At 63.6% G+C, this 25,820-nt stretch carries 19 protein-coding genes and 3 pseudogenes; 6 read left to right on the top strand and 16 right to left on the bottom strand.

The window, feature by feature from the left end; all coding sequences use genetic code 11:
• Positions 1–49 precede the first annotated feature (49 nt).
• Complete coding sequence (locus C3F36_RS04620; RefSeq protein WP_039039436.1) at positions 50–955, bottom strand: LysR family transcriptional regulator; 906 nt, start codon at positions 953–955, stop codon at positions 50–52.
• Between the two features lie 496 nt (positions 956–1,451).
• Between C3F36_RS04620 and C3F36_RS04615 the strand changes: the two genes are divergently transcribed.
• From C3F36_RS04615 to C3F36_RS04605, 3 genes are all read left to right on the top strand, one after another.
• The gene (locus C3F36_RS04615; protein ID WP_039039437.1) at positions 1,452–2,744 is read left to right on the top strand and encodes an HAAAP family serine/threonine permease; all 1,293 of its coding nucleotides are present in this window, start codon (positions 1,452–1,454) and stop codon (positions 2,742–2,744) included.
• A gap of 125 nt (positions 2,745–2,869) precedes the next feature.
• Positions 2,870–4,150, top strand: coding sequence for an L-methionine/branched-chain amino acid transporter (yjeH, locus tag C3F36_RS04610; protein WP_042015548.1), 1,281 nt, complete (start codon positions 2,870–2,872; stop codon positions 4,148–4,150).
• A 109-nt stretch (positions 4,151–4,259) separates the two neighbouring features.
• Entirely contained in the window at positions 4,260–5,597 is a 1,338-nt protein-coding gene (locus C3F36_RS04605) for an IS4-like element ISAeme15 family transposase (protein ID WP_041205620.1), read from the top strand.
• 36 nt (positions 5,598–5,633) lie between these two features.
• Here C3F36_RS04605 and C3F36_RS04600 read toward each other — a convergent pair.
• The 4 genes and pseudogenes from C3F36_RS04600 to C3F36_RS04585 all read right to left on the bottom strand — a co-directional run bounded on the left by C3F36_RS04600 (position 5,634) and on the right by C3F36_RS04585 (position 10,794).
• Positions 5,634–6,166, bottom strand: a pseudogene (locus tag C3F36_RS04600) (GNAT family N-acetyltransferase).
• A 72-nt stretch (positions 6,167–6,238) separates the two neighbouring features.
• On the bottom strand, positions 6,239–7,966 hold the full coding sequence (locus C3F36_RS04595) for an ABC-F family ATP-binding cassette domain-containing protein (protein WP_104454576.1): 1,728 nt from the start codon (positions 7,964–7,966) through the stop codon (positions 6,239–6,241).
• 280 nt (positions 7,967–8,246) lie between these two features.
• Complete coding sequence (locus tag C3F36_RS04590; protein ID WP_104454575.1) at positions 8,247–8,684, bottom strand: PliI family lysozyme inhibitor of I-type lysozyme; 438 nt, start codon at positions 8,682–8,684, stop codon at positions 8,247–8,249.
• A 79-nt stretch (positions 8,685–8,763) separates the two neighbouring features.
• Positions 8,764–10,794, bottom strand: coding sequence for a M13 family metallopeptidase (locus tag C3F36_RS04585; protein ID WP_104454574.1), 2,031 nt, complete (start codon positions 10,792–10,794; stop codon positions 8,764–8,766).
• Positions 10,795–10,923: 129 nt separating this feature from the next.
• On the opposite strand from C3F36_RS04585, the gene tilS reads away from it, so the two are divergent.
• Positions 10,924–12,258 (top strand): tRNA lysidine(34) synthetase TilS, encoded by a 1,335-nt coding sequence (gene tilS / locus C3F36_RS04580; protein WP_104454573.1) that lies wholly within the window; start codon positions 10,924–10,926, stop codon positions 12,256–12,258.
• A gap of 42 nt (positions 12,259–12,300) precedes the next feature.
• Here the strand turns inward: tilS and C3F36_RS04575 are convergent, their stop codons facing one another.
• The gene (locus C3F36_RS04575) at positions 12,301–13,227 is read right to left on the bottom strand and encodes a GGDEF domain-containing protein (protein ID WP_039039444.1); all 927 of its coding nucleotides are present in this window, start codon (positions 13,225–13,227) and stop codon (positions 12,301–12,303) included.
• Positions 13,228–13,414: 187 nt separating this feature from the next.
• Between C3F36_RS04575 and C3F36_RS04570 the strand changes: the two are divergent.
• Positions 13,415–15,366 (top strand): annotated as a pseudogene (locus tag C3F36_RS04570) (cation:proton antiporter domain-containing protein).
• A gap of 27 nt (positions 15,367–15,393) precedes the next feature.
• Here C3F36_RS04570 and C3F36_RS04565 read toward each other — a convergent pair.
• From C3F36_RS04565 to C3F36_RS04540, 5 genes and pseudogenes are all read right to left on the bottom strand, one after another.
• Positions 15,394–16,554 (bottom strand): patatin-like phospholipase family protein, encoded by a 1,161-nt coding sequence (locus C3F36_RS04565; protein ID WP_010673432.1) that lies wholly within the window; start codon positions 16,552–16,554, stop codon positions 15,394–15,396.
• Positions 16,555–16,671: 117 nt separating this feature from the next.
• On the bottom strand, positions 16,672–17,529 hold the full coding sequence (locus tag C3F36_RS04560) for an alpha/beta hydrolase (RefSeq protein WP_048208776.1): 858 nt from the start codon (positions 17,527–17,529) through the stop codon (positions 16,672–16,674).
• Positions 17,530–17,601: 72 nt separating this feature from the next.
• Positions 17,602–18,183, bottom strand: coding sequence for a TetR/AcrR family transcriptional regulator (locus C3F36_RS04555; RefSeq protein ID WP_104454572.1), 582 nt, complete (start codon positions 18,181–18,183; stop codon positions 17,602–17,604).
• Positions 18,184–18,343: 160 nt separating this feature from the next.
• A pseudogene (locus tag C3F36_RS24150) lies at positions 18,344–18,447 on the bottom strand (DNA-binding response regulator); the annotation flags it as partial.
• A 118-nt stretch (positions 18,448–18,565) separates the two neighbouring features.
• Complete coding sequence (locus C3F36_RS04540) at positions 18,566–19,210, bottom strand: response regulator transcription factor (RefSeq protein WP_041214700.1); 645 nt, start codon at positions 19,208–19,210, stop codon at positions 18,566–18,568.
• Between the two features lie 158 nt (positions 19,211–19,368).
• Between C3F36_RS04540 and C3F36_RS04535 the strand changes: the two genes are divergently transcribed.
• Positions 19,369–19,995, top strand: a complete 627-nt coding sequence (locus C3F36_RS04535; protein ID WP_104454571.1) for a glutathione S-transferase — start codon at positions 19,369–19,371, stop codon at positions 19,993–19,995.
• 64 nt (positions 19,996–20,059) lie between these two features.
• On the opposite strand, the gene C3F36_RS04530 is transcribed toward C3F36_RS04535, so the two are convergent.
• The 5 genes from C3F36_RS04530 to C3F36_RS04510 form a co-directional block, all read right to left on the bottom strand.
• Positions 20,060–22,183: an alpha-amylase gene (locus C3F36_RS04530; protein ID WP_104454570.1), complete on the bottom strand. Its 2,124-nt coding sequence runs from the start codon at positions 22,181–22,183 to the stop codon at positions 20,060–20,062.
• A gap of 207 nt (positions 22,184–22,390) precedes the next feature.
• Positions 22,391–23,557 (bottom strand): membrane protein, encoded by a 1,167-nt coding sequence (locus C3F36_RS04525; protein ID WP_029313951.1) that lies wholly within the window; start codon positions 23,555–23,557, stop codon positions 22,391–22,393.
• On the bottom strand, positions 23,557–23,928 hold the full coding sequence (locus C3F36_RS04520; protein WP_010673439.1) for a GtrA family protein: 372 nt from the start codon (positions 23,926–23,928) through the stop codon (positions 23,557–23,559). Before C3F36_RS04520 ends, C3F36_RS04525 begins: the two co-directional genes overlap by 1 nt.
• Positions 23,925–24,983 carry a glycosyltransferase family 2 protein gene (locus tag C3F36_RS04515; protein ID WP_041213382.1) on the bottom strand — a complete coding sequence of 353 codons (1,059 nt, stop codon included), beginning with the start codon at positions 24,981–24,983 and terminating at the stop codon, positions 23,925–23,927. Before C3F36_RS04515 ends, C3F36_RS04520 begins: the two co-directional genes overlap by 4 nt.
• 57 nt (positions 24,984–25,040) lie before the next feature.
• Positions 25,041–25,586 (bottom strand): hypothetical protein, encoded by a 546-nt coding sequence (locus tag C3F36_RS04510; RefSeq protein ID WP_104454569.1) that lies wholly within the window; start codon positions 25,584–25,586, stop codon positions 25,041–25,043.
• Positions 25,587–25,820: the final 234 nt, after the last annotated feature.

The following is a 25,820-nucleotide window of genomic DNA, read 5'->3' as shown; positions in this document are numbered from 1 at the left end:
ATTGATAATCAGGCTTTCATTTGATGGATTGCTGAATAGATTTCATCAATCAACGGATCCTGTGATACTCCTTCAGCATGTCGATCAGGGCTCGCAGCCCTTGCCCCAGCTGGTGCCGGCCCGGATAGAAGAGGTTGAACCCGGCAAAGCTGGGGCTCCAGTCATCCAGCACGCTCACCAGCCGCCCCGATGCCAGGGCGTCGAACACCTCCCCCTCATGGCAGTAGGCGAGCCCGAGCCCCGCCTCGGCCGCCCCCAGGTAGAGCGCGGGCGTGCTGGTGGTGAGCGGGCCCGTCACTTCGATCTCAAGCAGCTCCCCCTCGGCGGCAAAGGCCCAGCGATAGTGGTGATGGGGCGTGAGCCGATAACCGATGCAGTCGTGCTGGCGCAGATCCGAGGGGTGGCGAGGGGTGCCACGCCGCGCCAGATAGTCGGGGGAGCCCACCACCAGATAGCGCTGCTGCGGGCCCAGGGGAACCGAGATCATCTCCTGGGGCAGCAGGTCGCCGTAAAAGAGGGCGGCGTCGTAGCCATCCTCGATGAGGCGGGGCATCAGCTCCAGTTCCTCCACCTCCACCTGCATGCGCGGGTAGCGCACCAGATAGTCGATGAGTACCGGGGCCAGCACCTCCTGGATGGCGGCTCGGGGGGCACAGAGCCTGAGCCTGCCCACGGGTTCGCCCGCGTGGCGCGTCAGCTCCGCCAGCGCCGCCTCCAGCTGCCCCAGGGTTGGCAGCACCTGGGCCAGCAGCCGTTCGCCCGCTTCGGTCGGCACCACGGCCCGGGTGCTGCGATTGAGCAGCCTGACGGCCAGGCGACTCTCCAGCCCTTTGAGGGCATGACTCAGGGCCGAGGCGGAGACCCCGAGCTCGAGGGCGGCCTTGCTGAAACTGCGGTGACGGGCGACGGCGGCAAACACGGCCAGCTCGGCGAGATCGGTGCGGGAGAGGGTCATGGTCGGTACGCAGAAAAGGGGCGGACACAAAGGGTACGCCATGGGGCGACGGGAGACAATCGGGGGGTAATGAGGGGGTTGTGACAAAATTGTTGCGCGTTTCAAGGGTGAGGTGGATCACACCAAAAAGTTTATATGTTAAAAAAAAATCGCAATATGGCGATTCAAGTGTGATCTGAAGCGACGGAAAGGCGATTCCAATCAAACTTTTGTTGATTGATTCAAAAAAACGCTGTGATTAATAGTGCCTTTTAACTAGAGTCATCTCATCGGATGAGGTGAGCGTTATCCCGTTGTTAACGAGCGAGCACGATCCCCTCTGTATTACGACTCCCCGCCCGTGTTTGTTGCAATCAGGTTGCCACAGGGAGTGGCGGCCGGATGGCCGGGGCGGAGGAACAAACAGGACGAATAGCTGGAGTTCCAGGGAAAGGAACCGGGCCCAGGCCCACTGACAAGTTAAGATCCCACTTTCCTTGATGACAGGAACACCCCTATGTCTGACATGAACATTGCAGTTGAAGGCAGCTTGAGCAAAGCCTCCTCCCGTGGCATCAACAAGGCCGACGTGGTCTGGATGCTGGGTCTGTACGGTACCGCCATCGGCGCCGGTGTCCTCTTCCTGCCGATCAATGCCGGTGTCGGTGGCCTGTGGCCGCTGGTCGCCATGCTGATCCTGGCCCTGCCGCTGACCTTCTTCGCCCACCGTGGCCTGACCCGCTTCGTGCTGTCCGGCTCCACCCGTGACGGCGACATCACCGAGGTGGTGGAAGAGCACTTCGGCAAGACCGCAGGCAAGTTCATCACCCTGCTCTACTTCTTCGCCATCTACCCCATCCTGCTGATGTACTCCGTGGCCATCACCAACACCGTCGAGAGCCTGATGGTGCACCAGCTGGGCATGACGGCACCTCCCCGTGCCATCCTCTCCCTGGTGCTGATCCTGGGTCTGATGGCGATCGTTCGCCTGGGCGGCCAGGTCATCGTCAAGGCGATGAGCGTGCTGGTCTTCCCGTTCGTGGTCACCCTGATGGGCCTGGCGGTCTACCTGATCCCGCACTGGAACGGTGCCATCATCACCGAAGCCCCGGCGCTGGGTGAGGCCTTCAACGGTGACTTCATCAAGACCCTGTGGCTGGCCATCCCGGTGATGGTGTTCTCCTTCAACCACTCCCCGATCATCTCCTCCTTCGCGGTGGACAACAAAGGCCGCTACGGCGCCAACGCCGAGAAGAAGTGCAGCAACATCCTGCTGGGCGCCCACGTCATGATGGTGATGACGGTGATGTTCTTCGTGTTCAGCTGCGTGCTGAGCCTCTCCCCGGCTGACCTGGCGGCGGCCAAGGAGCAGAACATCTCCATCCTCTCCTACCTGGCCAACCACTTCGACAACCCGGTGATCGCCACCGTGGCACCGCTCATCGCCATGGTTGCCATCAGCAAGTCCTTCCTGGGTCACTACCTGGGGGCGCAAGAGGGCATGAACGGCCTGATGGCCAAGTCCCTGCGCGAGAAGGGCAAGAACGTCGACGTCAAGCAGCTGAACAAGGTGACCGCGGTCTTCATGATCCTGACCACCTGGGCCGTGGCCACCATCAACCCGAGCATCCTCGGCATGATCGAAGATCTGGGCGGCCCCATCATCGCCATGCTGCTCTTCCTGATGCCGATGTACGCCATCGCCAAGGTACCGGCCATGCGCAAATATGCCGGCAACCTCAGCAACGGCTTCGTCACCCTCATCGGCCTCATCGCCATGTCTGGCATCATCTACAAGCTGATTGCCTGATGACAGCGTTCATCCCTGTGAGAAAGCCGCCCCCCGGGGCGGTTTTTTTATGGGCGCAAATGCTTAACAAAGCGGTGATGGCGGCCTAACATGGCGGGATGTTTTTCTAGACGGGACAACAGGATATGTCTGGGTTGAAAAAGGATCTCGGGCTCTGGCAGGGGATGGGGCTGCTCGCCACCTCCCTGCTCGGTACCGGGATCTTCGTGGTACCGGCCACCGCCGCCTCGCTGGCGGGAGGGGCGTCGCTGTGGGCCTGGTTGCTGCTGATTGCCCTGGTGCTGCCCATCGCCTTTACCTTCGCCCGCCTCGGGCGGCGTTATCCCCACGCGGGGGGCGCCCCCCATCTGATTGGCCTCGCCTTTGGCAACGGTGCCGAGCGCTTCTCCGCTTTCCTCTTTCTGGCGGTGCTGCCGGTGGGCCTGCCTGCCGCCCTCACCATCGCCGCCGGTTTCTGGCACGCCCTGTTCGACATGGGGGAGTGGACCCTCTGGGGCATCCAGCTGCTCACCCTGCTCGGGGTCTTTCTGCTGGGGCTGCGGGGAGCGCGCTCCTCCGGCAACCTGCAACTGCTGATCGCCCTGGCCATTCTCGGGCTCACCCTGCTTATCTGGGTCAAGGGGGATCTCAGCTGGCGCGATGCCGCCCAGCCTCTGCCAACGGCGAGCGAATGGCCCGCCATGGGCTCGGCGCTGGCGGTGATGTTCTGGTGTTTCGTGGGGCTCGAGGCCTTCGCCCATATGGGAGAGGAGTTCAAGCGGCCAGAGCGGGACTACCCCCTTGCACTGCTGGGGGGCGTGCTGCTGGCGGGGCTCATCTACTGGGTGCACTCGCTGGTGGTGCTCAAATATGACCTCTACGGGGACGAGGCGACCAATGCCACCGCCATTCCGGCCCTGCTCTCCCTGCTGTTCGGCCCCACCGCCAAGTGGCTGGTGGCGGTGCTGGGCTATCTCTCCTGCTTCGCCAGCATCAACATCTACCTGCAAGGTTTTGCGCGCCTTATCTGGAGCATGGCGCGGGAGGGCAAACTGCCGGTCTCCCTCTCTCGCCTCTCGGCCCGGGGCGCTCCCCTGCATGCCCTTGCCTGGGTGCTCGCCATCTGTTTCGTCTCCATCACCCTGATCCTCTGGCTGCGTCTGCCCCTCGATGCGCTGATCCGCTACGCCAACGGCAACTTCGTGCTGGTCTATCTGCTCTGCATGGCGGCGGGCTGGCGCTTGTTGTCGGGGACCGGCAAGGGGCTGGCGGGCCTCAGCGTGCTGCTCTGTGCCCTGGTGCTGCTGGCCCTCGCCACCCAGGTGCTCTATGCCGTCGTGCTGAGCCTGGGGTATGGCGGCTTCTCCCTGTGGCGGCGCAGACGCCGCCGCTCGGCGTCCGATGAGGGTGTCTGCGCCATCAAGTAACTCCCGAAAAAAAGCCCCGCAGTGCGGCAATGCTGATCAGTTAAGGATCCATTGACCGATCCTTCTGCTGTAGGACAATCCGGAACCAATCACTAGTTCCGGATTTTTTATGTCTATTGCAAACGATCTGAACGATGTTGTTGAGGCATCTGGCGACATGCTGGCTCGGCTGGCCATTTTTGCCGACCATATTCCCGACGAATGGATTACTGCCGCTGCCGCCTTGTCTGAAAAGGCCACTATCCGCCGACGCCGCTTACCTTCTGATATGGTCTTGTGGCTCGTCGTGGGGATGGCCTTTTTCCGCAATGAGCCCATCTCCGAGGTCGCTCGGCGCCTCAACATCTGTGCAGAAGGGTTGGCCAATGATGCCTTGCTCGCGGACAGTGCCCTGTCTCAGGCCCGTCAGCGACTCGGCAAACAGCCGCTCGAGTGGCTGTTCAAACAGTGCGCCGATGTGTGGGGGCGGGAACGTTATCCTGAAGACCATTGGCACGGTTTACAGGTCTTTGCCATCGATGGGGCCCTGTTCCGAACCCAGGATATGCCTGAACTCAGAGCACATTTCGGCTCGGGTAACACCTCAACCAACCGGCAGACACCCTACCCGATGCTGCGGTTGGTCACGCTCATGAATGTCCGCTCGCATGTCATTGCCAACGCGGCCATCAGCCCGTACCGCAAAGGGGAAATCCCCCTGGCCAGCGAGTTCATTCACTCATTGCCGGACAAGTCAGTGACCCTGCTGGATAAAGGCTTCTTCGGTGCCGACCTGTTGCTGCGTATTCAGGCCGAAGACACCGACCGTCACTGGCTCATCCCGGAACGCAAGGGGCTGGTATACACGGAACTTGAGCGCTATGGCGACGGTGACCGTCTGTTGCAAATGACGGTCTCGCCTCAGGCTAGCAAGAAAAACCCGGCGTTGCCGACACACTGGCAAGTTCGCGCAGTGACCTATGAGGTGGCAGGCAAGGAGAAAACGGTCTTTACCTCCCTGCCCGTGGCGCGATTCAGTGCAGCTCAGGTGGCGACCCTGTACCACGAGCGCTGGGAAATCGAGCTGGGATACCGGGATATCAAAAGCGCGATGCAGCACAACGCCATCACGCTGAGAAGCAAGAAAGTGGACTTGGTCTATCAGGAGCTGTGGGGATTGCTGCTTGGATACAATCTGGTCAGGCGGGAGGCCAGCCAGGCCGCCGTAGCCCATCAGCGAGCGCCCAATGAGGTGAGCTTTAAGTTTGCCTGTCAGTTCATCGCGAACCAGATGGCAGTGATGGCGGGCGCGTTATCGCCAGCCCATACGCCACGGAGGTTGGCGGAGTTGCGGGGCTGCATAGGCGTCATGTTCATAGAAAAACGCCCCAGGCCATCGAGACCCAGGGCGGTGAAGATATCAAAGACCCGTTTTCCGGTAAATCGCAATGCGGCTCCGCTTAAGTGAACAGCATTGCCGCAGTGCGGGGCTTTTTGTTGCTGGTCACAGGCTGGCGGGCAGGTCGCTGCGCAAGATGGCGTAGTGGCGCAGGGAGATGAAGCCATCCCCCTTGCGCTCGCACTCCCGCGCGGTGCCCTCGTAGTGAAAACCGGCCCGCTCCAGCAGGCGGAGGGGTGATTGGGCTCCTCCACCACTGCCATAAGGCGGTGCAGGTCGGTGGTGCGGTAAGTGAGCGGTAGCCACAGCCGCAGCGCCGCGCTCATCACCCCCTTGCCCCAGTGTTCGGGATAGAGCCAGTAGCCCAGCTCGGCACACCGGTGAGTCGGGTCGGCATCGTTGTAGCCGATGGCCCCCAGCGGTTCGCCCGTGTGCCGGTCGCGAATGAGGTGCCAGGCGCCACGGCCGGTGCGGGTCAGCTCGGCATACCAATCCATCTGTGCCCGGCATGCCGCCAGGCTGTCGTAGCTGACGCCGTAGTAGGCGACGACCCGGGGATCGGAGAGGCCGCGATAGATGTGAGGCAGGTCGGTGTCGGTGACGGGATCCAGCCTGATGTGGGGTGGTGCTGATGTCATGATGACTCCTTGCGGCCAGCCGTGGCTGGCCGCGTGTGTTGCGTAACAAGAGATGGATGATCCGGGCTGGCGTCAGGCAAACCCGAGCCGCTCGGCCAGGCGCGTCAGCTCGTCACGCCACTGCTGCTGCAGGCGCGGGGTCTGGTGCCTGGGCTTGCGGGCCAGATCGGCGGCGAGCAGGGCATCGAGCTCATACCAGCGCGCCAGCAGCGCCTCTTCGTCATCCCCCGTGGCGGCCGCGGTCTGCGGGTCACCTGATCGAGCCGGGCTGCCCGCCTGCGGCAAGGGGGCATCGCCCAGCAGCTCGGCATAGGCCCGCTCGGCGCTGTGAGCCTCCTGGATGCGCCCGTCCTGTATCAGCCAGAAGCGGTTGCAACTGCGCTCGATCAGCTCCCGGTCGTGGGAGACCAGCAGCACGCCCCCGGGGAAGGCCGCAATGGCATCGGCCAGCTCCTCCTTACCCGCCAGATCCAGGTGATTGGTGGGTTCGTCGAGCCAGAGCATGTGGTGGCTGCCGAGGGACAGGGCGAGAAACAGCAGCCGTGCCCGCTCGCCCCCGCTCAGGGTGTGCACCTGCTGGCCGTGGCGGACATAGGGGAAGCCCGCCCGGATCAGCGCCTGTCGCCGCGTCACCTCAGGCAGAGGGGCCAGGGGGTACAGCGCGTCGCTCAGGGTGGTATCGTCAGCCAGCTGCTGCAGGGACTGATCGTAATAGGCGATGCTCGCGCCGGGGTGGCAGTACCAGCCCGCCTGCGGACTCTGCATGGTCAGTTCGCGCCAGCACTGGCGCAGCAGGGAGGACTTGCCGGTGCCGTTGGCACCGAGCAGGGCGACCCTGTCCCCCGCTCGCAGCCAGAGCCCCTCGGCACGCAGCAGCGGCGGCAGTGCCGGTGCCGGCGATACGTCGAGGGCCTCCAGTCGCAGCAGGGTGTCGGCGGGCAGGCTCACTCCGCGCAGCTCGAGCCGCCAGGGGGCCAGCGCCGCCACCTGGCTCTGCTCCTCCTGCAGGCGGGCGATGCGTTTTTCCATGGACTTGGCCTGGCGCACCAGCTTCTCGTTGTCATGCTCCCGCCCCCAGATGGCGAGGCGTTTGCTGCTGGCGCTCAGGCGGTCTATCTCCTTTTGCTCGTCGGCCCGGCGCAGGCGGGCCTGCTCATCCTCGGCAGCCAGCGCCGCCCGCGCCTGGCTGCAGGGCAGGGCGAAGCGGTGCAACTGGCCGTCTCGCAGGATCAGGGTCTGATCCGTGACGCTGTCCAGCAGGCGACCGTCGTGGGAAACCAGCACGAAGGCGCCGCGCCAGCCCAGCAGAAACTGCTCGAGCCAGAGCAGGGCGGGCAAGTCCAGGTGGTTGCTGGGCTCATCGAGCAGTAGCAGGTTGGGTTGGCGCAGCAGGGCGCGGCCTATCTGCAGCCGGCTGTGCTGGCCACCGCTCAGTGCACTGACCGGCAACGTGGCCTGGGCCTCCAGCTGCAGTTCGGCCAGCAGCTTGTCCACCTGCCATTCGGCGGCGGGGTCGTTGCCCAGGGCATCCAGCAGCACGGCGCGGGTGCTGAGGGTGGAAAGCCCGGCGGGCAGTTGCTGGGCCACGAACTCGCAGCGGCAGGCGGCGGCCTGCACGACCCGGCCGGCCTGGGGCGTGCGCTCGCCCGCCAGCAGCGCGAGCAATGTGCTCTTGCCGCAGCCGTTGGCGCCAATCAGGCCGAGTCGGTCGCCTGCGCGAATGCCGAGTTCGAGGTGATCAAATAAGGGAAGGTGCCCCGCACTCATCTGCAGGGAATGGGTACTCTTCAGGGTTGTCATGCTCTTGCTCTCTTAAATCGCGGGATGTGAAATCCCTGTCATCAGGAGCGCTGGCGACAACGGCAGAGTCGAGAAAGGTCTCGGTATGGAAGGGAGTCGGCTTTGCTCGAACCCGCTATCGCAGCGCGATGGTATGCAGGCAAGAGCACTTGAATGTGCCGAACAGGCGAGCCGAGAACATCGGACACGCTTGGATAACCATTTCGCCCTGTGGGGGGCCGTGAGCACCGCATCGGGAGGCGCGGGGTAAAAAACGCCCCGTGATACGGGGCGTGGGGGGTCAGTCGCGGGGAGTCTTGAGGGCCTCAATCACATCGTCACTGGGGGCCAGTCCCTCCACGTGGTTGAAGCTCTCCAGCCCCTCCTGGGGATTGATGGTGAGGGCGTCAGCGCTCAGGTAGCTGCCGCTGCCGGCGCTCTCCACCACGACGATGACTTCAGGCTGCTTGTCGCCGTTGAGATCCAGCAGCTTGATTTCCTTGATGCTGCCATCGCGCGGCAGCACCTTGCCGTCGATGAACTGATCCAGCGGAAACTGGGGGTTGGTACCGGAGTAGAGGCGCACGTCGTAGCTGCCGGTGGAGGCGGGCTCGCCGCGCCCTTCGCTGACGGTCACCACCTGGCCGGAGGGGAGTGTCAGATGTTTGAAGAAGCCGTCCGCCGCCTGGCTGGCGAGGGGCAGGGTGAGCAGGCCGAGAGTAAGGAATAAGGCTTTCATGGAGAGGACCCTTGTTGCTGCTTGTGTGTCTGTGACGGGCAGGGGACCGCTGGTCGGCCGCCCCCTGCCCGGGTTGTAATCACCATATCTTGACCCGTTTGGCCGGGTCCAGATAGAGCTTGTCGCCGGGCTGGATCTTGAACGCCTCGTAGAAGGCGGGGATGTTCGGTACCACGCCGTTGACCCGGTATTCCGGCGGCGAGTGGGGATCCGAGGCGAGCAGCATCTGCATCAGCTCGGGGCGATACATGCCCTTCCACACCTGGGCCCAGCCGAGGAAGAAGCGCTGCTCGCCGGTAAAACCGTCCAGCACCGGGGCCTCCTTGCCATCCAGGGAGAGCAGGTAGGCCTTGTGGGCGATGGTGAGGCCGCCGAGATCGCCGATGTTCTCCCCCAGGGTGAACTGGCCGTTGACGTACTGCCCCTTGATGGGCTCGAAGCGGTTGTACTGGGCCACCAGCCGGCTGGTGCGAAAGCGAAACTCCTTGAGATCCGCCGGCGTCCACCAGTCGCGCATCACGCCGTCACCGTCGGATTTGGCCCCCTGATCATCAAAACCGTGGCCCATCTCGTGGCCGATCACCCCGCCGATGGCGCCGTAGTTGACCGCATCGTCCGCCGTCATGTCGAAGAAGGGGGGCTGCAAAATGGCGGCCGGGAAGACGATCTCGTTGTTGCTCGGGTTGTAGTAGGCGTTCACCGTCTGGGGGGACATGTGCCACTCGTCCCGATCGACCGGCTTGCCGAGGCGAGCCAGGTTGTCGGCGTATTCGAAGGCGCGGGCCCGCTGCAGGTTGCCCACCAGATCGTCGGGGCGAATGGTGATGGCGCTGTAGTCCTTCCACTTGTCCGGGTAGCCGATCTTGGGTCTGAACTTGGCGAGCTTCTCGAGGGCCTGGGTCTTGGTGGCCGGGGACATCCAGTCCAGCTCCTGGATGCTCTGGCCGTAGGCGGTGCGCAGGTTCTCCACCAGCTGCTCCATACGGGCCTTGGCCGCTGGCGGGAAGTAGCGCTCGACATAGAGCTTGCCCACCGCCTCCCCCAGGTTGTTGTCCAGTACCCCGAGGGCCCGCTCCCAGGGGGCGCGCTGCTTGGGCGTGCCGCTAAGAGCGGTGCCGAAGAAGGCAAAATTCTGGGCATCGGTCTGGCTGTCGAGGTAGGGGGCGTAATCGGTGATGAGCTGCCACTTGAGGTAGGCCTGCCAGTCAGCGACCGGGGTCTGCTGCATCACCTCGTTCAGGGCCGAGAGATAGGTGGGCTGGCCGATGACCAGGCTCTGCTGCCCCGCAAGGCCGGCCTGGGCCAGGTAGGCGTCCCAGTCGATGGCGGGGGCGAGGCGCCCCAGCTCGCTCACCGGTCCCTTGTTGTAGTTCTTCTCTCTGTCCCGCAGGGCCACGTTGTCCCACTGGATCTGGGCGAGCCTGGTCTCGAGGGCCAGGATGCGTTTCGCCTTGGCCTGGGCATCCGTCTCACCGAAGCGGGTCAGCATGGCGGCGATGTGTTGCTCGTACTTGTGCAGCAGCGCCTGGCTGTTGGGGTCGCGCTTGAGGTAGTAGTCCCGATCCGGCAGGCCGAGGCCGGCCTGGTAGAGGTAGACGGCATAGCTGTCAGGGGCCTTGGCGTCGGCGTCTATCCAGAAACCGAAGGGGGAGCCGCCACCGGTGCGGGCGCTCTGGGCGAAGGCCCGGGCGAGATCCTGCGGCGTGCGGATCTGCTCGATCTCGCTCAGCATCGGCAGCAGGGGCGTGGTGCCCTTGGCGTTGCGGGCGGCCTGATCCAGATAGCTCTGGTAGAGGTCGTGGATCTGCTGGGCCGGTGTGCCGGCGGCGGCCTTGCCGTCCAGCCCCTCCACCAGCACCCGCACGTCCGCCAGGGATTTGTCTCGCAGCAGGTAGAAGGCACCGTCGGCGGGCCTGTCATCGGGGATCTTGGCCGTGGCGAGCCAGTGGCCGTTCACGTAGCGGAAGAAGTCGTCACCAGGCTTGACGCTGGTGTCCATGTTGGCCAGCGCAAGGCCGGAGTGTTTGTCCGGTTGGCTCGGTGCCTGAGTGCAACCGGCCAGCAGGGCCAGCCCGACGAGGGTGGCCAGGATGTGTTTCTTGTTGTTCATTATGGTTTTATTCCAATTCGGGTTATATGGCTTCCTTGCCCACGCAGGGAGCGATTCACTCTAGCAGCCGGGTTAGCGCTTGATAAGCCCGACTCTGCTAAGATCGGCTTGGTCGTATTGGGGAAGCCTATGATTTCTCGTATTTATTCTCGTTTTTGTCAGACCCTGCCCGTGCCGGAAGGTTCCCGCGGTCTGCTGGTGGCTTTCAGCGGCGGGCTCGACTCCACCGTCTTGCTGGTGCTGGCGGCCCGTTTTGCCCGCGCCCACGGCCTCGCCCTGAACGCCCTGCACGTTCATCACGGCCTGAGCCCCCATGCCGACGACTGGGTGGCTCACTGCGAAGGGGTGTGCCGGCAACTGGCGGTGCCCCTCATCGTGGAGCGGGTGCAGCTCTGTCGGGGCAACGGGGAGAGCCTGGAGGCCCAGGCGCGGGCGGCGCGTTATGAGCGACTCGCCGCCCACCTGGGGGAAGGGGAGTGGCTGCTCACCGCTCACCATCAGGATGATCAGCTGGAGACCCTGCTGCTGGCGCTCAAGCGGGGTGCCGGTCTGCGCGGACTGGCGGGCATGGTGGTGAGCCAGCCTTTTGCCGCAGGCCATCTGTTGCGCCCCTTGCTCGACATGAGCCGGGCCGAGCTGGCGGAAGCCGCGCAGTCACTTCCTTATGGCTGGGTTGAGGATGAGAGCAACGAGGACCCGAGCTATGACCGCAACTTCCTGCGCCAGCAGATCATCCCCCTGCTCAAGGACCGCTGGCCCGCCATGGCCCGGACGACGGCGCGCACCATGGCCCTGTGCGCCGAGCAGGAGGCGCTCATCAGCGAGCTGGCCGAGGCGGACTGGCAGGCGGTGGGTGAGGGAGAAGGGCTGCGCATTGACGGACTCCTCTCCCTCTCCCCCGTGCGGCGCAACAACCTGCTGCGCCACTGGATCCGCCGCCAGGGGGGAGAGATGCCCTCCCGCGAGCTGCTGGGCCTGCTGTGGCAGGAGGTGGCGCTGGCGCGCGATGACGCCAACCCCAGGCTGAGCCTGCAAGGGTTGGCGTGCCGCCGCTATCAGGGGCGCCTGTACCTGATAGCGCCAGATCTCGCCCCCCGCGAGGAGGTGCTGCCCATCCGGATGGAAGAGACGCTCACCCTGCCGGACGGGCTCGGGCAGTTCAGGCTCTGGAGAACGGATGGCGAAGGGTTGCGGACACCGAGGGGGGACGAGCCGCTCTCGGTGCGTTTTCAGGTCGCCCCCGGCGTCATGCTGAAACCGGTGGGGCGGGTGGGCAGCCGGCGGCTCAAGAAGCTGCTGCAAGAGTACGGGGTGCCCTCCTGGCAGCGGGGGCGCATTCCCATCCTCTACTACGGTGAACAGGTGGCACTGGTGGCCGGGCTCTTTGTCTGCGACGGATTTCTGGCGCCAGAAGAGGGGGTGGCGTGGGAGTGGCGGCCCCCCGTCCCCCAGGATGCGGATTGACATCGCAGAGTGACAGGGGGCCGGGAGGGGAAGGGGGATGCCCTATTCGGGCAGGCCGGAGCCCCCGGCTTTCTTGCGGGCGTAGAGATGGGTATCGGCCGTCTCGTAGAGGCGCTGCACATCCATGCCAGACTGCCAGCTGGCGGCTCCCAGGCTGCACCCCACCGAGAAGGCGCTGAGCTCCTTGTGGCTGTGGAGCACATGTTGCAACCGCAGCCAGACCGGGCGCCAGGCCTCGGGGTCCGCGGGTTGCAGCAGCAGGGCAAACTCGTCCCCGCCGAGGCGAAACGCCTGATCCGTCCCGCGAATGCACCCCTGCAGCAACTGGGCGAAGCGGCTTAGCACCAGGTCGCCCACCGGGTGGCCCCAGGTGTCATTGACCTGCTTGAATCTGTCGAGATCCAGCAGCACCAGCACCAGGCCGTGGGGTTCCCGGCTGTGTTGCTCCACCGCCCGGCCAATGGCCTCGTCGAAGTAGGCGCGATTGCCAAGCCCGGTCAGGTGGTCGAGCCGCACCTGCTGCTCCAGCCGATCCAGCCGCAGATAGAGGGGCAGGGGGAGGCTGAACAGCTGATGATATTGCTCAAGCAACCGCCTCTGGCCGTCGCTCAGAGGGTGCTCCAGCTCGTAGTGCAACTGGCCGAGCAACTGCTCGTGTCGTCCCCGCAGCTCGAAGCGATAGGCATGCAGGGTCAGCCTGGCCTGGGGCGGGTGCGAGATGAGAGGATGGGGCTGGCCACAGTCGAACTGGAGCGAGTGGATCCGGACAATGTTTGCCACCCGCTCGGCAAAGATTGCCAGCAGGGCGTCAAGATCCCGTTGCCCCAGCAACTGCTCTATCTGCTGATAGCGGTCCTGCCCGGTCAACGGCGCAAGCCGCTCCATCTGCTGTACCCACTGCTCTATGCCATGTCCGAAGCCGTTCAATGACGATGTGTTTTCCACGTTACAGCCCTTACACCTCTCCATTCATTGCGCAGGCTCTTGCAAGCCCTGTGCCTAAAATATGTCCGATGAAAAACAAGGGTGCTGGCTAGGCTTAACGTGATGAAACGGGAGGGGAAATCCCTGCCGCTGAGCGAGTGGCGTGCCATATGGGGAGCGGGCGCTGTGCTTGCAGGGAAGAGGGTGCCGGGCAGATGAAGGAGAGGGATGGGTGTACGCCGATGTGTTGATCCTGCTGATCTTCGCCGTTGTGCTGGTGGCCATTTTCCGGCGCCTCGGCCAGCCGGTGATCCTTGCCTATCTGTTTGCCGGCATGCTGCTCGGCCCCCATGGCGTGGCCATCGTCACGGGTCAGGCCATGATGCAGACCATAGGGGAGCTTGGCATCGTGTTCCTGATGTTCTCCCTCGGGCTCGAGTTCTCCCTGCCGCGTCTGCTCGCCATGCGCAAGCTGGTGCTGGGGGTCGGCAGCCTGCAGGTGCTGCTCACCTCACTGCTGTTTTTCGGGCTCGGCTGGTGGTGGGGGCTGAGTCTGGCCCAGGCGCTGGTGGTGTCAGGCACCCTGGCGCTCTCCTCCACCGCCGTGGTGATCAAGCAGCTCGGAGAGCTCAAGCAGCTCCATACCCGGCGAGCCCAGCTCGGGGTGAGCGTGCTGCTGTTCCAGGATCTTGCCGTGGTGCCCCTGCTGGTGATGATCCCCATCCTGGCCCAGCCCGAGGTGCAGGGCAGCGCCCTGCTGGCGGAGGTCGCCTGGGCCTCCCTCAAGGGGTTGTTTGCGCTCTTCGTGCTGCTGGCGGTGGGGAAGTGGCTGCTGCCCATGCTGTTTTTCGAGGTGGCGCGCGCACGTTCAGATGAACTCTTCGTACTGAGTGCCCTGCTGGTGGCATTGCTGGCGGCCTCCCTGACCCAGTGGATGGGGCTCTCCATGGCGCTCGGTGCCTTTCTGGCGGGCATGATGCTGGGGGAGTCCCACTATCGTCATCAGCTCGAGGTGGACATCAAGCCGTTTCGCGACGTGTTATGGGGCTCTTCTTCATTACCATCGGCATGACCATGGACTGGGCGCTGGTGGCGGACGCCTGGTGGCAGGTGCTGGCCTGTGTGACGGGGCTCATCCTGTGCAAGTCGCTGCTCATATTGCTGGCGGGCCGCCTGATGGGGGAGCGCAAGCGCGACGCCATGGCCGCCGGCATCATGTTGAGCCAGGTCGGGGAGTTCGGTTTTGTGCTGCTGGCGCTGGCGAGTCATCACGGCTTGCTGGATCACCAGCTGGTCTCTCTGCTCATCGGCATCGGTGTCATCTCCATCGCCCTCACCCCCTGGCTGGTGTTGCGGGCGCTGGGGCTTGCCCACTCCCTCACCGACAGTGCCCTGCTCTCTCGCGCCGAGGTGGCTCAGTCGGGCCTGAGCAAACACTAGCACGTCATCATCGCCGGGTTCGGACGCACCGGCCAAACCTGTGCCCGCTTTCTCAAGTTCGAAGAGATCCCCTTCCTGGCCCTGGATCTCGATCCCGAGCGGGTGAGCGAGGCCAAGCTGGCGGGGGAACAGGTGGCGTTCGGCGATGCCAGTCGGCGCGACATCCTGCTGGCGGCCGGTCTGCTGCGGGCGCGGCTGGTGATCATCACCTTCGACGATCGCAAGCGGGTCGATGCCATGCTGATGCTGATCCGGGAGCTGGCGGGGGAGAGCAAGGTGCTGGTGCGTACCGGGGATGACAGTTTCCTCGAACACTACAAGCAGGCCGGCGCCTTCGAGGTGATCCCCGAATCCCAGGAGGGAGCCCTGATGCTGGTCTCCCACCTGCTGCTCAACTGCGACATTCCCATCGGCCGGGTGATCCGGCGCATGGAGCACGAGCGCAGCAGCCAGTATCGCTTTCTGCACGGTTTCTACTGGGGCGGCAAGAGTGCGGGCAATCTGGAGACGGATCAACTGCTCGAGCGGCTGCATCCCGTGCTGCTGCACGACCAGGCCTGGGCGGTGGGACACAGGGTACGGGATCTCGCCCTGGGAGAGGTGCGCATCAAGGCGATTCATCGCGGGGAGCGCAGCTTGGATCCCAGGCGCGAGCTGGTGCTGGCGGCGGGAGATACCCTGGTACTTTTCGGCACGGCCGTGGCCATGGAACAGGCCGAGCAGCGCCTGCTGGAGGGACGCTAGGATCTCCTTGCCATGGGATAAGGCCCCTCAGGCCTCTTCGCGAAACTGCTGCTGCCTCCCGCTGCCCGGCAGGTCGAGGAAGGCCTCGATGCGTTGGCGGTGATCCAGCGCGTCCTGGTATCCCAGCTTGATGAGCCGCTGGCAATAGCCGGGGTCAAACATCAGGAAGCTGGCCAGGCTGCTGCTCTCTTCGCCGTTGACCCCGAGCACTCGCAGCAGACGGCGCAGCTGGGTCGGCAACCGTGGGAGGTATTCGAGGGCGATGAGGTCGAGATCCTGGCTGGGGCGGATCACGCAGGTCTCCACCTGGCGCAGTTTCAGCCGACTGCGCTCCCGTGCCGGAATGAGGGAAAGGGTCTGGTTGATGCGCCCGAGCCGCTCCAGATCCGAATTGAGGGTGTCGGAGAAGACGGTGTTGAGCAGATGGCTCGCGATGTTGGAGCTGGTCAGGTGCCCCTGGCGGGGAGTCGGGTTCTCCCTGTGAGGGGAGTCCAGGGTCACCAGCAGGATCCGCTCCGCCCCCAGGTGGATGGCGGGACTGAGCGGGCTCAGCTGGTGGATGGAGCCATCCCCGTAGACGCGATCGCCGATGGGGGTGGCGGGAAAGACAAAGGGCAGCGCCGACGAGGCCAGCAGATGATCCGAGGTGAGCAGGGTACGCAGGCCACGTCGTCTGGCGCGCTCCCAGGGCTGATGTTCGGCCCGCCCCTGGAAGAAGGTAGTGGAGAGGCCGTCATCGTAGTCGGAGGCCGTGATGGCGATGGCCTCCAGGCTGCCGTAGAGGATGTTGTCATCGATGCGGTGATAGTCGATGAGCTGATCCAGCAGACGGCGCAGGGGGGCGTTGTCAAACAGGTGAAAGGCGCGGTTGCTCTGGGGGGTGATGAGGCCGGCCGAGCCCTGATAGAGGGTGCGCCACAGCAGTTGGCAGGGGTGGAAGTCGAAGATGTGGTGGGTCTCGAAACGTCGCCAGACCCACTCCAGCTTGCGCACCCCCAGATGGAAACAGGAGGCGTAGCACGCCAGCGCCGTGATGTTGAGAGCCCCCGCCGAGGTGCCGCACAAAATGGGGAAGGGGATGCCGATGTTGCGGGGGTAGAGTTCGGCCACCGCCTTGAGTGCGCCGACCTGATAGGCGGCGCGGGCACCACCACCAGTCAGCAGAAGAGCAGTATTGGGTCTGGCCATGAGGGTGCGCCTTATCGTGATCGCCAGGGCGGGTTGCCACCGCGCAATTCAACTATAAGACGTTGTATACCGGATAAAAATGGGCCGCACGCTCAATTTTTGCGGCCCGTTTCATTTTCAGTTTGCCAAAGGCGTCTGGCTCAGTTGATCGAAGGCGGCGAAGGCTGGAGGGCTTGCCAGAATACGGCCATGGCCGAGCCCCCGGGTGCTCACCAGCCGGGTGCGGCCATCCTGGGCCGCGCGCAGGGAGTCCCGGTGGGGGGCGAAGCGGTCTTCCTCATCGTGAACGATGAGGGCGGCGCCGCTGCGCCGGGCTAGCCGGCCAAGGGGGTCAACCGTGCTGAGCGGGTGCTGGTATTCGTGTTCTATCTCCTTGACCACCGCATCGAACAGCCGGATGGAGTAGCCGGAGCGCGCCACCATGCCGTAGAGCTGGGGCACGTAGTCGAGCACCGGGGAGATGAGCAGCAGCGGCAGCGCATCCATGGCAGGGTGACGGCTGCTGAGGGTGACGGCGCCCCCCATGCTGTGGGTGACGACGCCCTGGACGGGGCCGACCCGCTCGAGGATCTCGTCGAAAGCGCGCACGAAGCGGGGCAGGTGGCCCCTGTTCCCTTCACTCCGGCCGTGGGCGGGGTGATCGTAGGCGAGGGCCGTATAGCCCTGGGCGGCGATGTGGCTCATCAGCGGATAGAACTGGCTGGCACTGCCTGACCAGCCGTGCATCAGCAGCCAGACCGGCCCCTGGCCGAGCCGGTAGCTCATCAGGGTCCCTTCACTGGTGTGGATGGCCTGCTCGACCAGGCCGGCCGGGGCTGCGACGTCCCGGGTCGCCCGCTGCGGGGTGAGCAGCAGCTTGCTGGCGGTGCGCTTGGCGTGGGTGGGCGCGAGCACGTGATGCAGGCGGGTGCCGAGGCCCAGCAGCAACTTGCTCGGGCTGAAGCGGCGTGTGTTGAAGTAGATCTTGCTGCTCATGGTCATCCTGTGTCTTTTGTGTGCGAACGGTCGTGCTTTTTTGCGAGTTTTTAAAAGGAAGAGCCCGTCGGGTCAGCGCCAGCTGGTCAGCAATTGTTCCACCTCGGGCCAGAAGTGGCGGGCCGGATCCTCGCTGAGCCCCAGGGCATGGAACACCTGATCCCCGAGATAGAGGCCGTAGAGGCGATAGACGGCGCGCCAAGGGTCGAGATCGCTGCGCCACTCCCCTCTGGCCTGCCCCTGCACTACCTGGCGTGTAAGGTAGTCGAGCCAGAAACGGACCAGCTCGCGTGCCGCCTGCTGGACCTCACCCTCCTGGGCGGAGGTCCAGGCATCGAGGAACATGCAGCGGCCGGCAAAACTCTGGTTCCAGGCCAGCCAGGCCTGCAACAGGGCGAGTAGTTTCTCCTGCTGGGTGGCGTGTCCCTGTTGGCGCACCGGCTGGATCACCCGCTCACGAAATACCTTGGCGGAATGGGTGAGTACGGCGATCTGTAGGTTGTCACGGGACTGGAAGTGGGCGAACAGACCGCTTTTTGACATCTCGCAGGCCGTTGCGAGGGAGCCTATGGTGAGGCTCTCCAGCCCCTGCTGGCTCGCCTGCTCGAATGCAGTCTGCAAAATGGTGTCGCGGGTCAGACGTCCCTTGCTCATCCGGCTCTCCTCTCTCTGGGCTGGCAGCATAAAGTACGACCGTGCTAATTGTCGAGCCGCAAATGGTGCAGGGAGGCCGTTTCCGGCTGCCACGGGGGGGCCAGAGAGTCTTTTGGGGGGCGGTTGTGGCTGGCTCGATACGAGCCAGCCGGGGACGAGCTCAGTCGTCCTTGATGCCCATTTGCTGCAGGGCGATGACTGCCTGGGTGCGGTGCTTGACCCCGAGTTTGCGGAAGGCGGAGTGATATGGGCTCTGATGGTGGCAAGGGGCTCAACTGTCCTTGATATCCATCTGCTGGAGGGCGATGACCTCCTGGGTGCGGTTTTTGACCCCAAGTTTGCGGAAGGCGGAGTGATATGGGCTCTGATGGTGACAAGGGGCTCAACTGTCCTTGATATCCATCTGCTGGAGGGCGATGACCGCCTGGGTGCGGTTCTTGACCCCGAGTTTGCGGAAAATCGCGGTGATATGGGCCTTGATGGTCGCCTCGGAAACGTTGAGCTCCCAGGCGATCTGTTTGTTGAGGCTGCCATCCCGCAACATGATGAGCACCTTGTATTGCTGGGGGGTGAGGCTGGCCAGCTTGGTGGCGAAATCGGGCCCTTCGCCGGGCTCGGGATGGAGGGAGATCCCCTCGGGCACCCAGTTGTCCCCCCCGATCACCGTATTGAGGGCGCTGACCAGCTCTTTCATGGGAACGGATTTGGGAATGAAGCCGAGCGCGCCCAGGCGCAGCACCTGCTGGATGATGGCGGGATCCTCGGAGGCCGAGACCACGACGATGGGGAGATCCGGGTGATGTCCGCGCAGATAGGCCAGCCCTTCGAAGCCGTTGGCCCCCGGCATCTTGAGATCCAGCAGCAGCAGGTCGACGTCGGGATGTTCATCGAGCAGGTGGCTCAGGCTGTCGATGGAGTCAGCCTCCAGCAATCTGGCGTCGTCGATGGCCATGTGCACCGCTTGATAGAGGGCGCCCCGAAACAGGGGGTGGTCATCTGCGATGACGATGGTAAATTGGCTGTCCATAGCTCACATTGTTGCTAACTGATTGTTTTGAAAAATCAAACTAGCACTGCTACCCAAGTGGGTCAAACCCGCCAGTACGCAAATGTGAGGTGGTCATCGGATGTCGTGCCACGGGGCCGGCGGGATGGCCAGTAAACAACCCATGCAGGAGGCAATCGATGGGATCCCTGGTTTTGACGGTGGGCACGGGCTCCACCTGGGCAATGAGAACGGCGCTGGTGCTGGCCATGAGCGGGCTCAAGTGGCAGGAGCAGGTCTTCGATCTGGAAGATGCCAAGGAGCTGCAACGGCTCAAGCGCACGGCCCCCGCCGGCCTGGTGCCCTGGCTCGACGACGGTGAGCTGCGTATTCACGACTCGCTGGCCATCGCCGAATATCTCCACGAGTGCTGCCCGGAGCGCCACCTTTATCCGGTGGACAAGGCCGAACGGGCCCTGGCCCGCAGCCTGTGCGCCGAGCTGCACGCCGGTTTTCGCCAGATCCGCACCCTGCTGCCCTTCTTCCTGGGGGCGCCCACCCAGAGTGAACCGCCGGTGGAGGTCATCGACGAGCTGGCCCGGTTGCAGACCCTCTGGTCCCAGGCGCGGGGGCCCTTCTATTTCGACGAGGCGAGCATTCTGGATGCCTTCTATGCGGTGATGGCCTATCGACTGGCAAGCTATGGCATTTCGCTGCCCGGTCAGGCTGGCGCCTATCAGCAGGCCTTGCTGGCCTGGCCCCTGTGGCAGGAAACCCTGCTCAGGGCGAGGTTGCAGTGGCCAAAGGCGGCCCGCCAGCCTGATTGATGCGGGCGTCGGCAAGACAAAAAAGGGGAGCCATCGGCTCCCCCTTTTTATTCAGGCCAGGTCGCTATTTCTGCCGACCCGCGAAGACCACGACCACTTTGTCTTCTCCTTTCTCCCGCACGAAGCCGTAGGGGGCATCGGAAATCTTCTTGTGGCTGCCCGCCGCGATGGCAGGGTGGGCGGCACGGAATTGGCCGAGCCGTTGCCAGTGCTTGACCAGCTCCGCCTTCTCGCCACTCGCCAGCTCCTGCCAGTTCATGTCCGAGCGCACGCTCTGATCGAACACGCCGCCATCCTTGGCCAGCCCCCGACCGGACTCGTCGCCATAGTAGATCTGGATGCCCCCCGGCAGCAGCATGAAGCTGTTGGCCACCCGCCGTTGCAGCGCCACGTCCTGGTAGTCGCCGAAGAAGAGCTTGGTGTCGTGGGAGCTGATGTAGCTCAGCACGTTGAACTCGGGATCCTGGTTGATGCGGCTGGCATAGCTCGCATAGGTGGGCTCTGCCCCTGCCATGCACTGGGCCTGGGGCAGGGCGAATTCACGCTGGTAGTCGAAGTTGATCAGGGAATCGAAGCCGTGCTGGTACCAGAAGTCCTTGGCGACCCCGTGATCCCACACCTCGCCCACCATGTAGAAGGGAAGGTCATCGAGGGCCTTGCCCGGGTTGGCGGCCTTCCACTCCTTGAGCGCGTCGGTGCCCGCCTGCTTGAGCCTGGCCCAGACCGCGGGCTCCAGGTGCTTGACGGTGTCGGCACGGAAGCCGTCGATGCCGAAGCGGCGCACCCAGTCGGTGTGCCAGGCAATGAGGTAATCGCTCACGGTGGCGTTGGGCAGGGCCTTGGCCCTGGTGTCTTTTTTGGCAGCGAGCAGCGGTGGCAGCCCCACCGATCTGGTGGATTCGGTCAGGAAGTCCGGCAGTCCCGCCACCGAGCCGGTGACGTCGTCGGTGCCGGGTTGCGGGTAGCCGGGCAGGCCTGCGCGCACCCAGTCAGGGCCCCACCACTTGTCCCAGTGGGATGACTGGTAGTTGATGAACTGGTTGTAGCCATGCCAGTTGAGGCCGCCGCTTGGGCGCCATTCGTTCCAGCGACTCGGCAGCTTGCCGGTGTTCTGGGTGAGATCGGTGAGCCCCAGATCCTGCAAGTCGGCGAGGGTGGCGTAGCCTGCGTGGTTCATCACCACGTCGAGGATGATCCGCATGCCGCGCTTGTGGGCCTCGTCCACCAGGGTTTTCAGGCTCTCTTCGTCGCCGTAGTTGGGGTCGATTTTGGTGAAGTCGAGCGCCCAGTAGCCGTGGTAGGCGTAGAAGGGGAAGTTCCCCTGTTCGCCACCGCCGATGAAGCCGTGGACCTGTTCCACCATGGGGGTGATCCAGATGGCGTTGATGCCGAGTTGCTTGATGTAGTCGAGCTTCTCGGTCAGCCCCTTGAAGTCACCGCCATGCCAGGTGGCCACTTCGTCCTGACCATCCTTCTGACGACCGAAGCTGTGATCATTGGCAGGATCGCCGTTGTGGAAGCGGTCGGTCAGCAGAAAATAGACGCTCGCCTGATCCCAGCTGAAGGGAGCAGGCTTGGCGGCCTTGACCGGCTCGAGCAGCAGCAGGCCGCCGCTCTCCTTGCTCGGTGTCAGGGTGATCTTGCCGCCCTTGACCACGGCTTCCTGTCCCGAGTAGGCATCCCGCAACCGTGTGCCGTCGGGCCAGACTCCCTTGAGTGATGTCGTGACCGGGCCGCCATCCCAGCTGATGCAGGGCTCTTCCGGAGGCTGGCGTTTGAACTCGCTCTTTTTGGTTGCCCGCAACACCTTGAGGCTGGGGGTATCGGGGTTGAAGGTGAACTCGTAGTCCCCCGCCAGCATCACCCTCAGATTGAAGTCTGTCCCCTTGCTGCACTTGTCCATGGGCTGGGCGGTGCCGAAGGGAAGGGGCTTGGCCTCGGTTGGCCCGAAGCTGGTGCCGCAGCTGTTGCCCGCATCGCTGATGCGGATCTGGTGGCTCCCCTTGTCCAGTCTGTGGGTCAGGGTGACGGTGCCCTTGTCCAGCGTCAGCGCCTCGGCTACCGGTTTGCCATCCACATGGAGATAGACCTCGGGGGCGGCCATCGCCTGACCGATGAACAGCGGTGTGGCGAGCACGGCCAGCCACAGGGGTGATGGGCGAAGAGCGGGGCGCGAAGAGAGACGCATAAGCCATTCCTTGAGCAGAGTGTGAGGAGCAGGATCCGTTGAGGCACTCATTCTAGGGCGCGCTGGGGCAGGCTTGGACCGGTAAAATACCGATTTGTGACGTCAGTTCAAATGGTTACGTTTTCAAGAATGGAAAAGTGTGAACCGGGTGTCGCGGCCATGAAAAAAGCCGGTCAGTTGACCGGCTTGTAGGCATTCGGGGTGGCGTCACACAGTGAAGAACTTGAAGTTGACGAAGGCCACCGCGATGAAGGAGGCAACCATGCCGCTGATGCAGAGCACCGCAGGGCGGATGGCAGGCCAGCGATGGGCCAGCAGCACGATGGCCAGCAGGGTCGGATAGAGGCCGAACATGTAGCGGGGCATGGCGTTGAGTCCGGTCATCAGGGGGATGGTGCAGCAGATGAACATCAGGGTTGCTTCGGCCCAGCGTTTCTGGCTGAACAGGTAGCCATTCAGGCACCAGCCGAAGATCACCATGATGGAGAGATAGGCCTTGCGCCCCCCCAGCTCGAAGCCGCTCAGCCACCAGTCCAGGGGGCTGTCCATATAGCGGCCCCAGGCCACCTGGATGTGCTTGAAGGCCAGGGCATCCCCGGTGAGGTGATAGAGATAGACCATGTAGGAGAAGAGGCCGAGGGGAATGAGCCAGAGGGTGAACACCACCTTGAAGGCCCGCTCGGTGAAGCGGAAGAACTCGCGCCAGCCGTAGGCCTGCAGGGCCAGGATCAGCACCGGGAACACCATCATCACCCCCAGGTTGCGGGTGGCGGAGATGAAGATGCCGAGGAAGGCGACCATGAGCCACTGTTCGCGGTAGGCGAACAGGAACATTCCCAGCATCAGCGCCATGAACATGGGCTCGGTATAGCCGGAGACGAAATAGGCGGAGAAGGGGGAGAAGGCCAGCAGCCAGACCCCGAAGCGGGCTGTGTCGTCCCCCAGCTTGAGCTGGCGCAGCACCAGCAGCATCAGGGGCAAGCTGATGAAGAAGGCGATGTTGGCCACCAGCATCAGGCCGATGAGGCTCTCCATGTCAAACAGGCTGGAGAGACCGCCGGCCAGCATGGGATAGAGGGGCATGAAGGCCCAGTTCGCCGCATTGCCCTTGCTCAACCAGCGTGGATAGAGGTCGTAGCCATTCTCGATGATGCGCTGGAACCAGACGCAGTCGAACTGGCAGTAGGCTTGCAGCGGCCCGATGTCGGTGGCGCCATAGAGCTGGACGCCGAAATAGCCCATGCCATAGAGCGCCACCCGGCTCAGCACGAAGGCGGCGACGATCATCAGCCAGTCGCGGCCGCTGATGCGCAGTGACGGGCGATAGGGGAGTGCAGCCCCGGTTGACGGGGCGGTATTGGTCATATCATTCATCAGGCAAAAACCCAGATACGGGAGAGAACGTAGGTGAGCACGGTGACGGTCAGGGTGGCGATCACCACCGGCAACAGGCCGGAGAGACCGGCAAACAGCAAACCGCTCAGGATGAGGTTACGCACCGCCAGCGAGAAGAGGGCAACCAGCAGGAACTTGCTGGCGGCACCTTGTTTCTGGAAGGTGATGTAGCGATGGCCGAAGAACGAGAACCAGAACGCCACGGCAAAGGCCAGGGTCGTGACCAGGTGCTCGGAGATGGCCGGCCAGGTATGAAACAGGGCGATGGAGGTACCCAGATCGACGAGGGTGGCCCCCCCGCCGACAAAACCGAAGCGAACCAGCCGCCAGAATTCCTCGCGGGAGATCATTGAGACGCCTGCTCCTGCTGATCATCAGCGGCTTTCGCGGCGGCCTTCTTGCCAGCGCTCTTCTTGCTGGCGGTGGGCACTTCCTGCTTCTGCTCTTCATCCTGCTTGGCGTACTGGCCGTAGACCCCTTCGATGAGGTAGACGGGGCGCTGTTTCACCTCGACGAACATGCGGCCGATGTACTCGCCGATGATGCCCAGCGACAGCAGCTGGATGCCGCCGAGGAACAGCATGACCGACATCAGGGAGGCGTAACCGGGCACGTCGATGCCGAAGAAGAGCACCTGGGTGATGATCTTGAGGATATAGAGGAAGGCGATGAAGGAGACACCGACCCCGATGTAGCTCCACACCCGCAGCGGCCAGCTGGAGAAGCTCATCAGGCCGTCAAGGGCGAAGTTCCACAGCTTCCAGTAGTTGAACTTGGTTTCGCCGGCATGGCGGGCCGGGCGCTCGTAGGGAACGCCGACGGCGCGAAAACCGGCCCAGGCGAACAGCCCCTTCATGAAGCGGTTGCGCTCCGGCAACTGCTTGATGGCCTCGACCACCTTGCGATCGATGAGGCGGAAGTCACCGGCGTTCTCCGGCAGCTTGGTGCTGGTGGAGAGGGCGTTGAAGAAGCGGTAGAAGCCACCGGCAGTCAGGCGTTTCATCGGGGTATCGGCGCTGCGATCCACCCGGATGCCGTAGACGGTGTCATAGTCGCCGGTCTGCCACAGCTTGACGAACTCCAGAATGAGAGAGGGGGGATCCTGCAGGTCCACGTCCATGGGGACGATGGCGTCGCCCTTGGCCTGGTGCAGGCCGGCGGTCATGGCCGCTTCCTTGCCGAAGTTGCGGGCCAGGTTGACCAGGGTCACACGGGGATCCCGGGCGATGGCCTGCTCGACCACCTCACGGGTGCGGTCACGGCTGCCATCGTTGACGAACACGATTTCAAGCTGGTCTTTGAGCGGGGCCAGTTCGGTATCTATCGCGCTGATGAAGGCGTCTATGCTCTCTTCCTCGTTGTAAACGGGAACGACCAGAGAGAGTCGAAAATCGGCACGGGACATGGGAACTTCCTTATTGAAAGAATTATTTTACGGAACAGATACTTGGGGCATTCCGCTTCACTGAGCCACGGTCAGTCGCACGGACTGGACGTTGAGCGGTGTCGGGGCGGAGAGCGCCAGGAAGTTGGGACGCTTGGGATCGGCGGTCAGGGAGTCGCCCGGCAGGCTGAGGCGGATCTCGTTGATGCCCGCCTTGGCCAGCTTGACCGTGGTGGTGAAATCATGACCCAGCGCCACCTTGAGCAGGGTGCCAGCCTGAGGGCTGTTGATCCTGGCCTGGATGGTGAGCTGCTCCGGCTGGGCCTGCTGCTTGGGCAGCACGAAATAGAGACCGCCCTGACCGCTCAGCTCGGTGCCTTGCTCGCTGGGCTTCTTGGCCCAGCCTTCGCTTGAGAGGAAGCGGCTCGGCTTGGTCAGGTTGAGTTCGTTGCCAGGCTGGAGGGTCATGCTGGAGTTGTGCTCCCAGAAACGGGTCTTGCCTTCCAGGTAATAGAGCTTGTAAGCCAGGCTCACGTTGGGGTGAGCGGCCAGATAGAGGGTATAAAGGTAGAAACCGCTCAGTGCCAGGATGGCAGCCAGAAAACCGAACTTTTTGTAGGTCATATTACTCACTCGACGCCCGACAGATTGATAGGCAGATTTCGCGCATATGCTAATCCAATTGCAAAAAAAGCATAGTGGATCACAAAAATATATTTGCTCACATATTAACCCTCAATCACCCTGCTTACCAAGGGGCTTTGGGGTCGTTTGCTTCCTCTTCTTGATTGTGGCTTTTTCGGCGCCAACCTGTCTGCCGCCACCTGGGGCGCATCAGGCAAACGGCTGATATTGTGC

It is taken from the genome of Aeromonas sp. ASNIH2 (assembly GCF_002934795.1).
In the GTDB taxonomy this organism is placed as follows: domain Bacteria; phylum Pseudomonadota; class Gammaproteobacteria; order Enterobacterales; family Aeromonadaceae; genus Aeromonas; species Aeromonas caviae.
This window is presented reverse-complemented; position numbering and strand designations above follow the sequence as displayed.

What these genes read in the sequence shown, in the direction of transcription:
- C3F36_RS04540 (WP_041214700.1), bottom strand. Translation starts at nt 19,210, where the DNA reads ATGGACAGCCAATTTACCATCGTCATCGCAGATGACCACCCCCTGTTT.
- C3F36_RS04620 (WP_039039436.1), bottom strand. Translation starts at nt 955, where the DNA reads ATGACCCTCTCCCGCACCGATCTCGCCGAGCTGGCCGTGTTTGCCGCC.
- yjeH (WP_042015548.1), top strand. Translation starts at nt 2,870, where the DNA reads ATGTCTGGGTTGAAAAAGGATCTCGGGCTCTGGCAGGGGATGGGGCTG.
- C3F36_RS04530 (WP_104454570.1), bottom strand. Translation starts at nt 22,183, where the DNA reads ATGCGTCTCTCTTCGCGCCCCGCTCTTCGCCCATCACCCCTGTGGCTG.
- C3F36_RS04535 (WP_104454571.1), top strand. Translation starts at nt 19,369, where the DNA reads ATGGGATCCCTGGTTTTGACGGTGGGCACGGGCTCCACCTGGGCAATG.
- C3F36_RS04525 (WP_029313951.1), bottom strand. Translation starts at nt 23,557, where the DNA reads ATGAATGATATGACCAATACCGCCCCGTCAACCGGGGCTGCACTCCCC.
- C3F36_RS04515 (WP_041213382.1), bottom strand. Translation starts at nt 24,983, where the DNA reads ATGTCCCGTGCCGATTTTCGACTCTCTCTGGTCGTTCCCGTTTACAAC.
- C3F36_RS04605 (WP_041205620.1), top strand. Translation starts at nt 4,260, where the DNA reads ATGTCTATTGCAAACGATCTGAACGATGTTGTTGAGGCATCTGGCGAC.
- C3F36_RS04510 (WP_104454569.1), bottom strand. Translation starts at nt 25,586, where the DNA reads ATGACCTACAAAAAGTTCGGTTTTCTGGCTGCCATCCTGGCACTGAGC.
- tilS (WP_104454573.1), top strand. Translation starts at nt 10,924, where the DNA reads ATGATTTCTCGTATTTATTCTCGTTTTTGTCAGACCCTGCCCGTGCCG.
- C3F36_RS04560 (WP_048208776.1), bottom strand. Translation starts at nt 17,529, where the DNA reads ATGAGCAGCAAGATCTACTTCAACACACGCCGCTTCAGCCCGAGCAAG.
- C3F36_RS04595 (WP_104454576.1), bottom strand. Translation starts at nt 7,966, where the DNA reads ATGACAACCCTGAAGAGTACCCATTCCCTGCAGATGAGTGCGGGGCAC.
- C3F36_RS04555 (WP_104454572.1), bottom strand. Translation starts at nt 18,183, where the DNA reads ATGAGCAAGGGACGTCTGACCCGCGACACCATTTTGCAGACTGCATTC.
- C3F36_RS04565 (WP_010673432.1), bottom strand. Translation starts at nt 16,554, where the DNA reads ATGGCCAGACCCAATACTGCTCTTCTGCTGACTGGTGGTGGTGCCCGC.
- C3F36_RS04585 (WP_104454574.1), bottom strand. Translation starts at nt 10,794, where the DNA reads ATGAACAACAAGAAACACATCCTGGCCACCCTCGTCGGGCTGGCCCTG.
- C3F36_RS04590 (WP_104454575.1), bottom strand. Translation starts at nt 8,684, where the DNA reads ATGAAAGCCTTATTCCTTACTCTCGGCCTGCTCACCCTGCCCCTCGCC.
- C3F36_RS04615 (WP_039039437.1), top strand. Translation starts at nt 1,452, where the DNA reads ATGTCTGACATGAACATTGCAGTTGAAGGCAGCTTGAGCAAAGCCTCC.
- C3F36_RS04520 (WP_010673439.1), bottom strand. Translation starts at nt 23,928, where the DNA reads ATGATCTCCCGCGAGGAATTCTGGCGGCTGGTTCGCTTCGGTTTTGTC.
- C3F36_RS04575 (WP_039039444.1), bottom strand. Translation starts at nt 13,227, where the DNA reads ATGGAGAGGTGTAAGGGCTGTAACGTGGAAAACACATCGTCATTGAAC.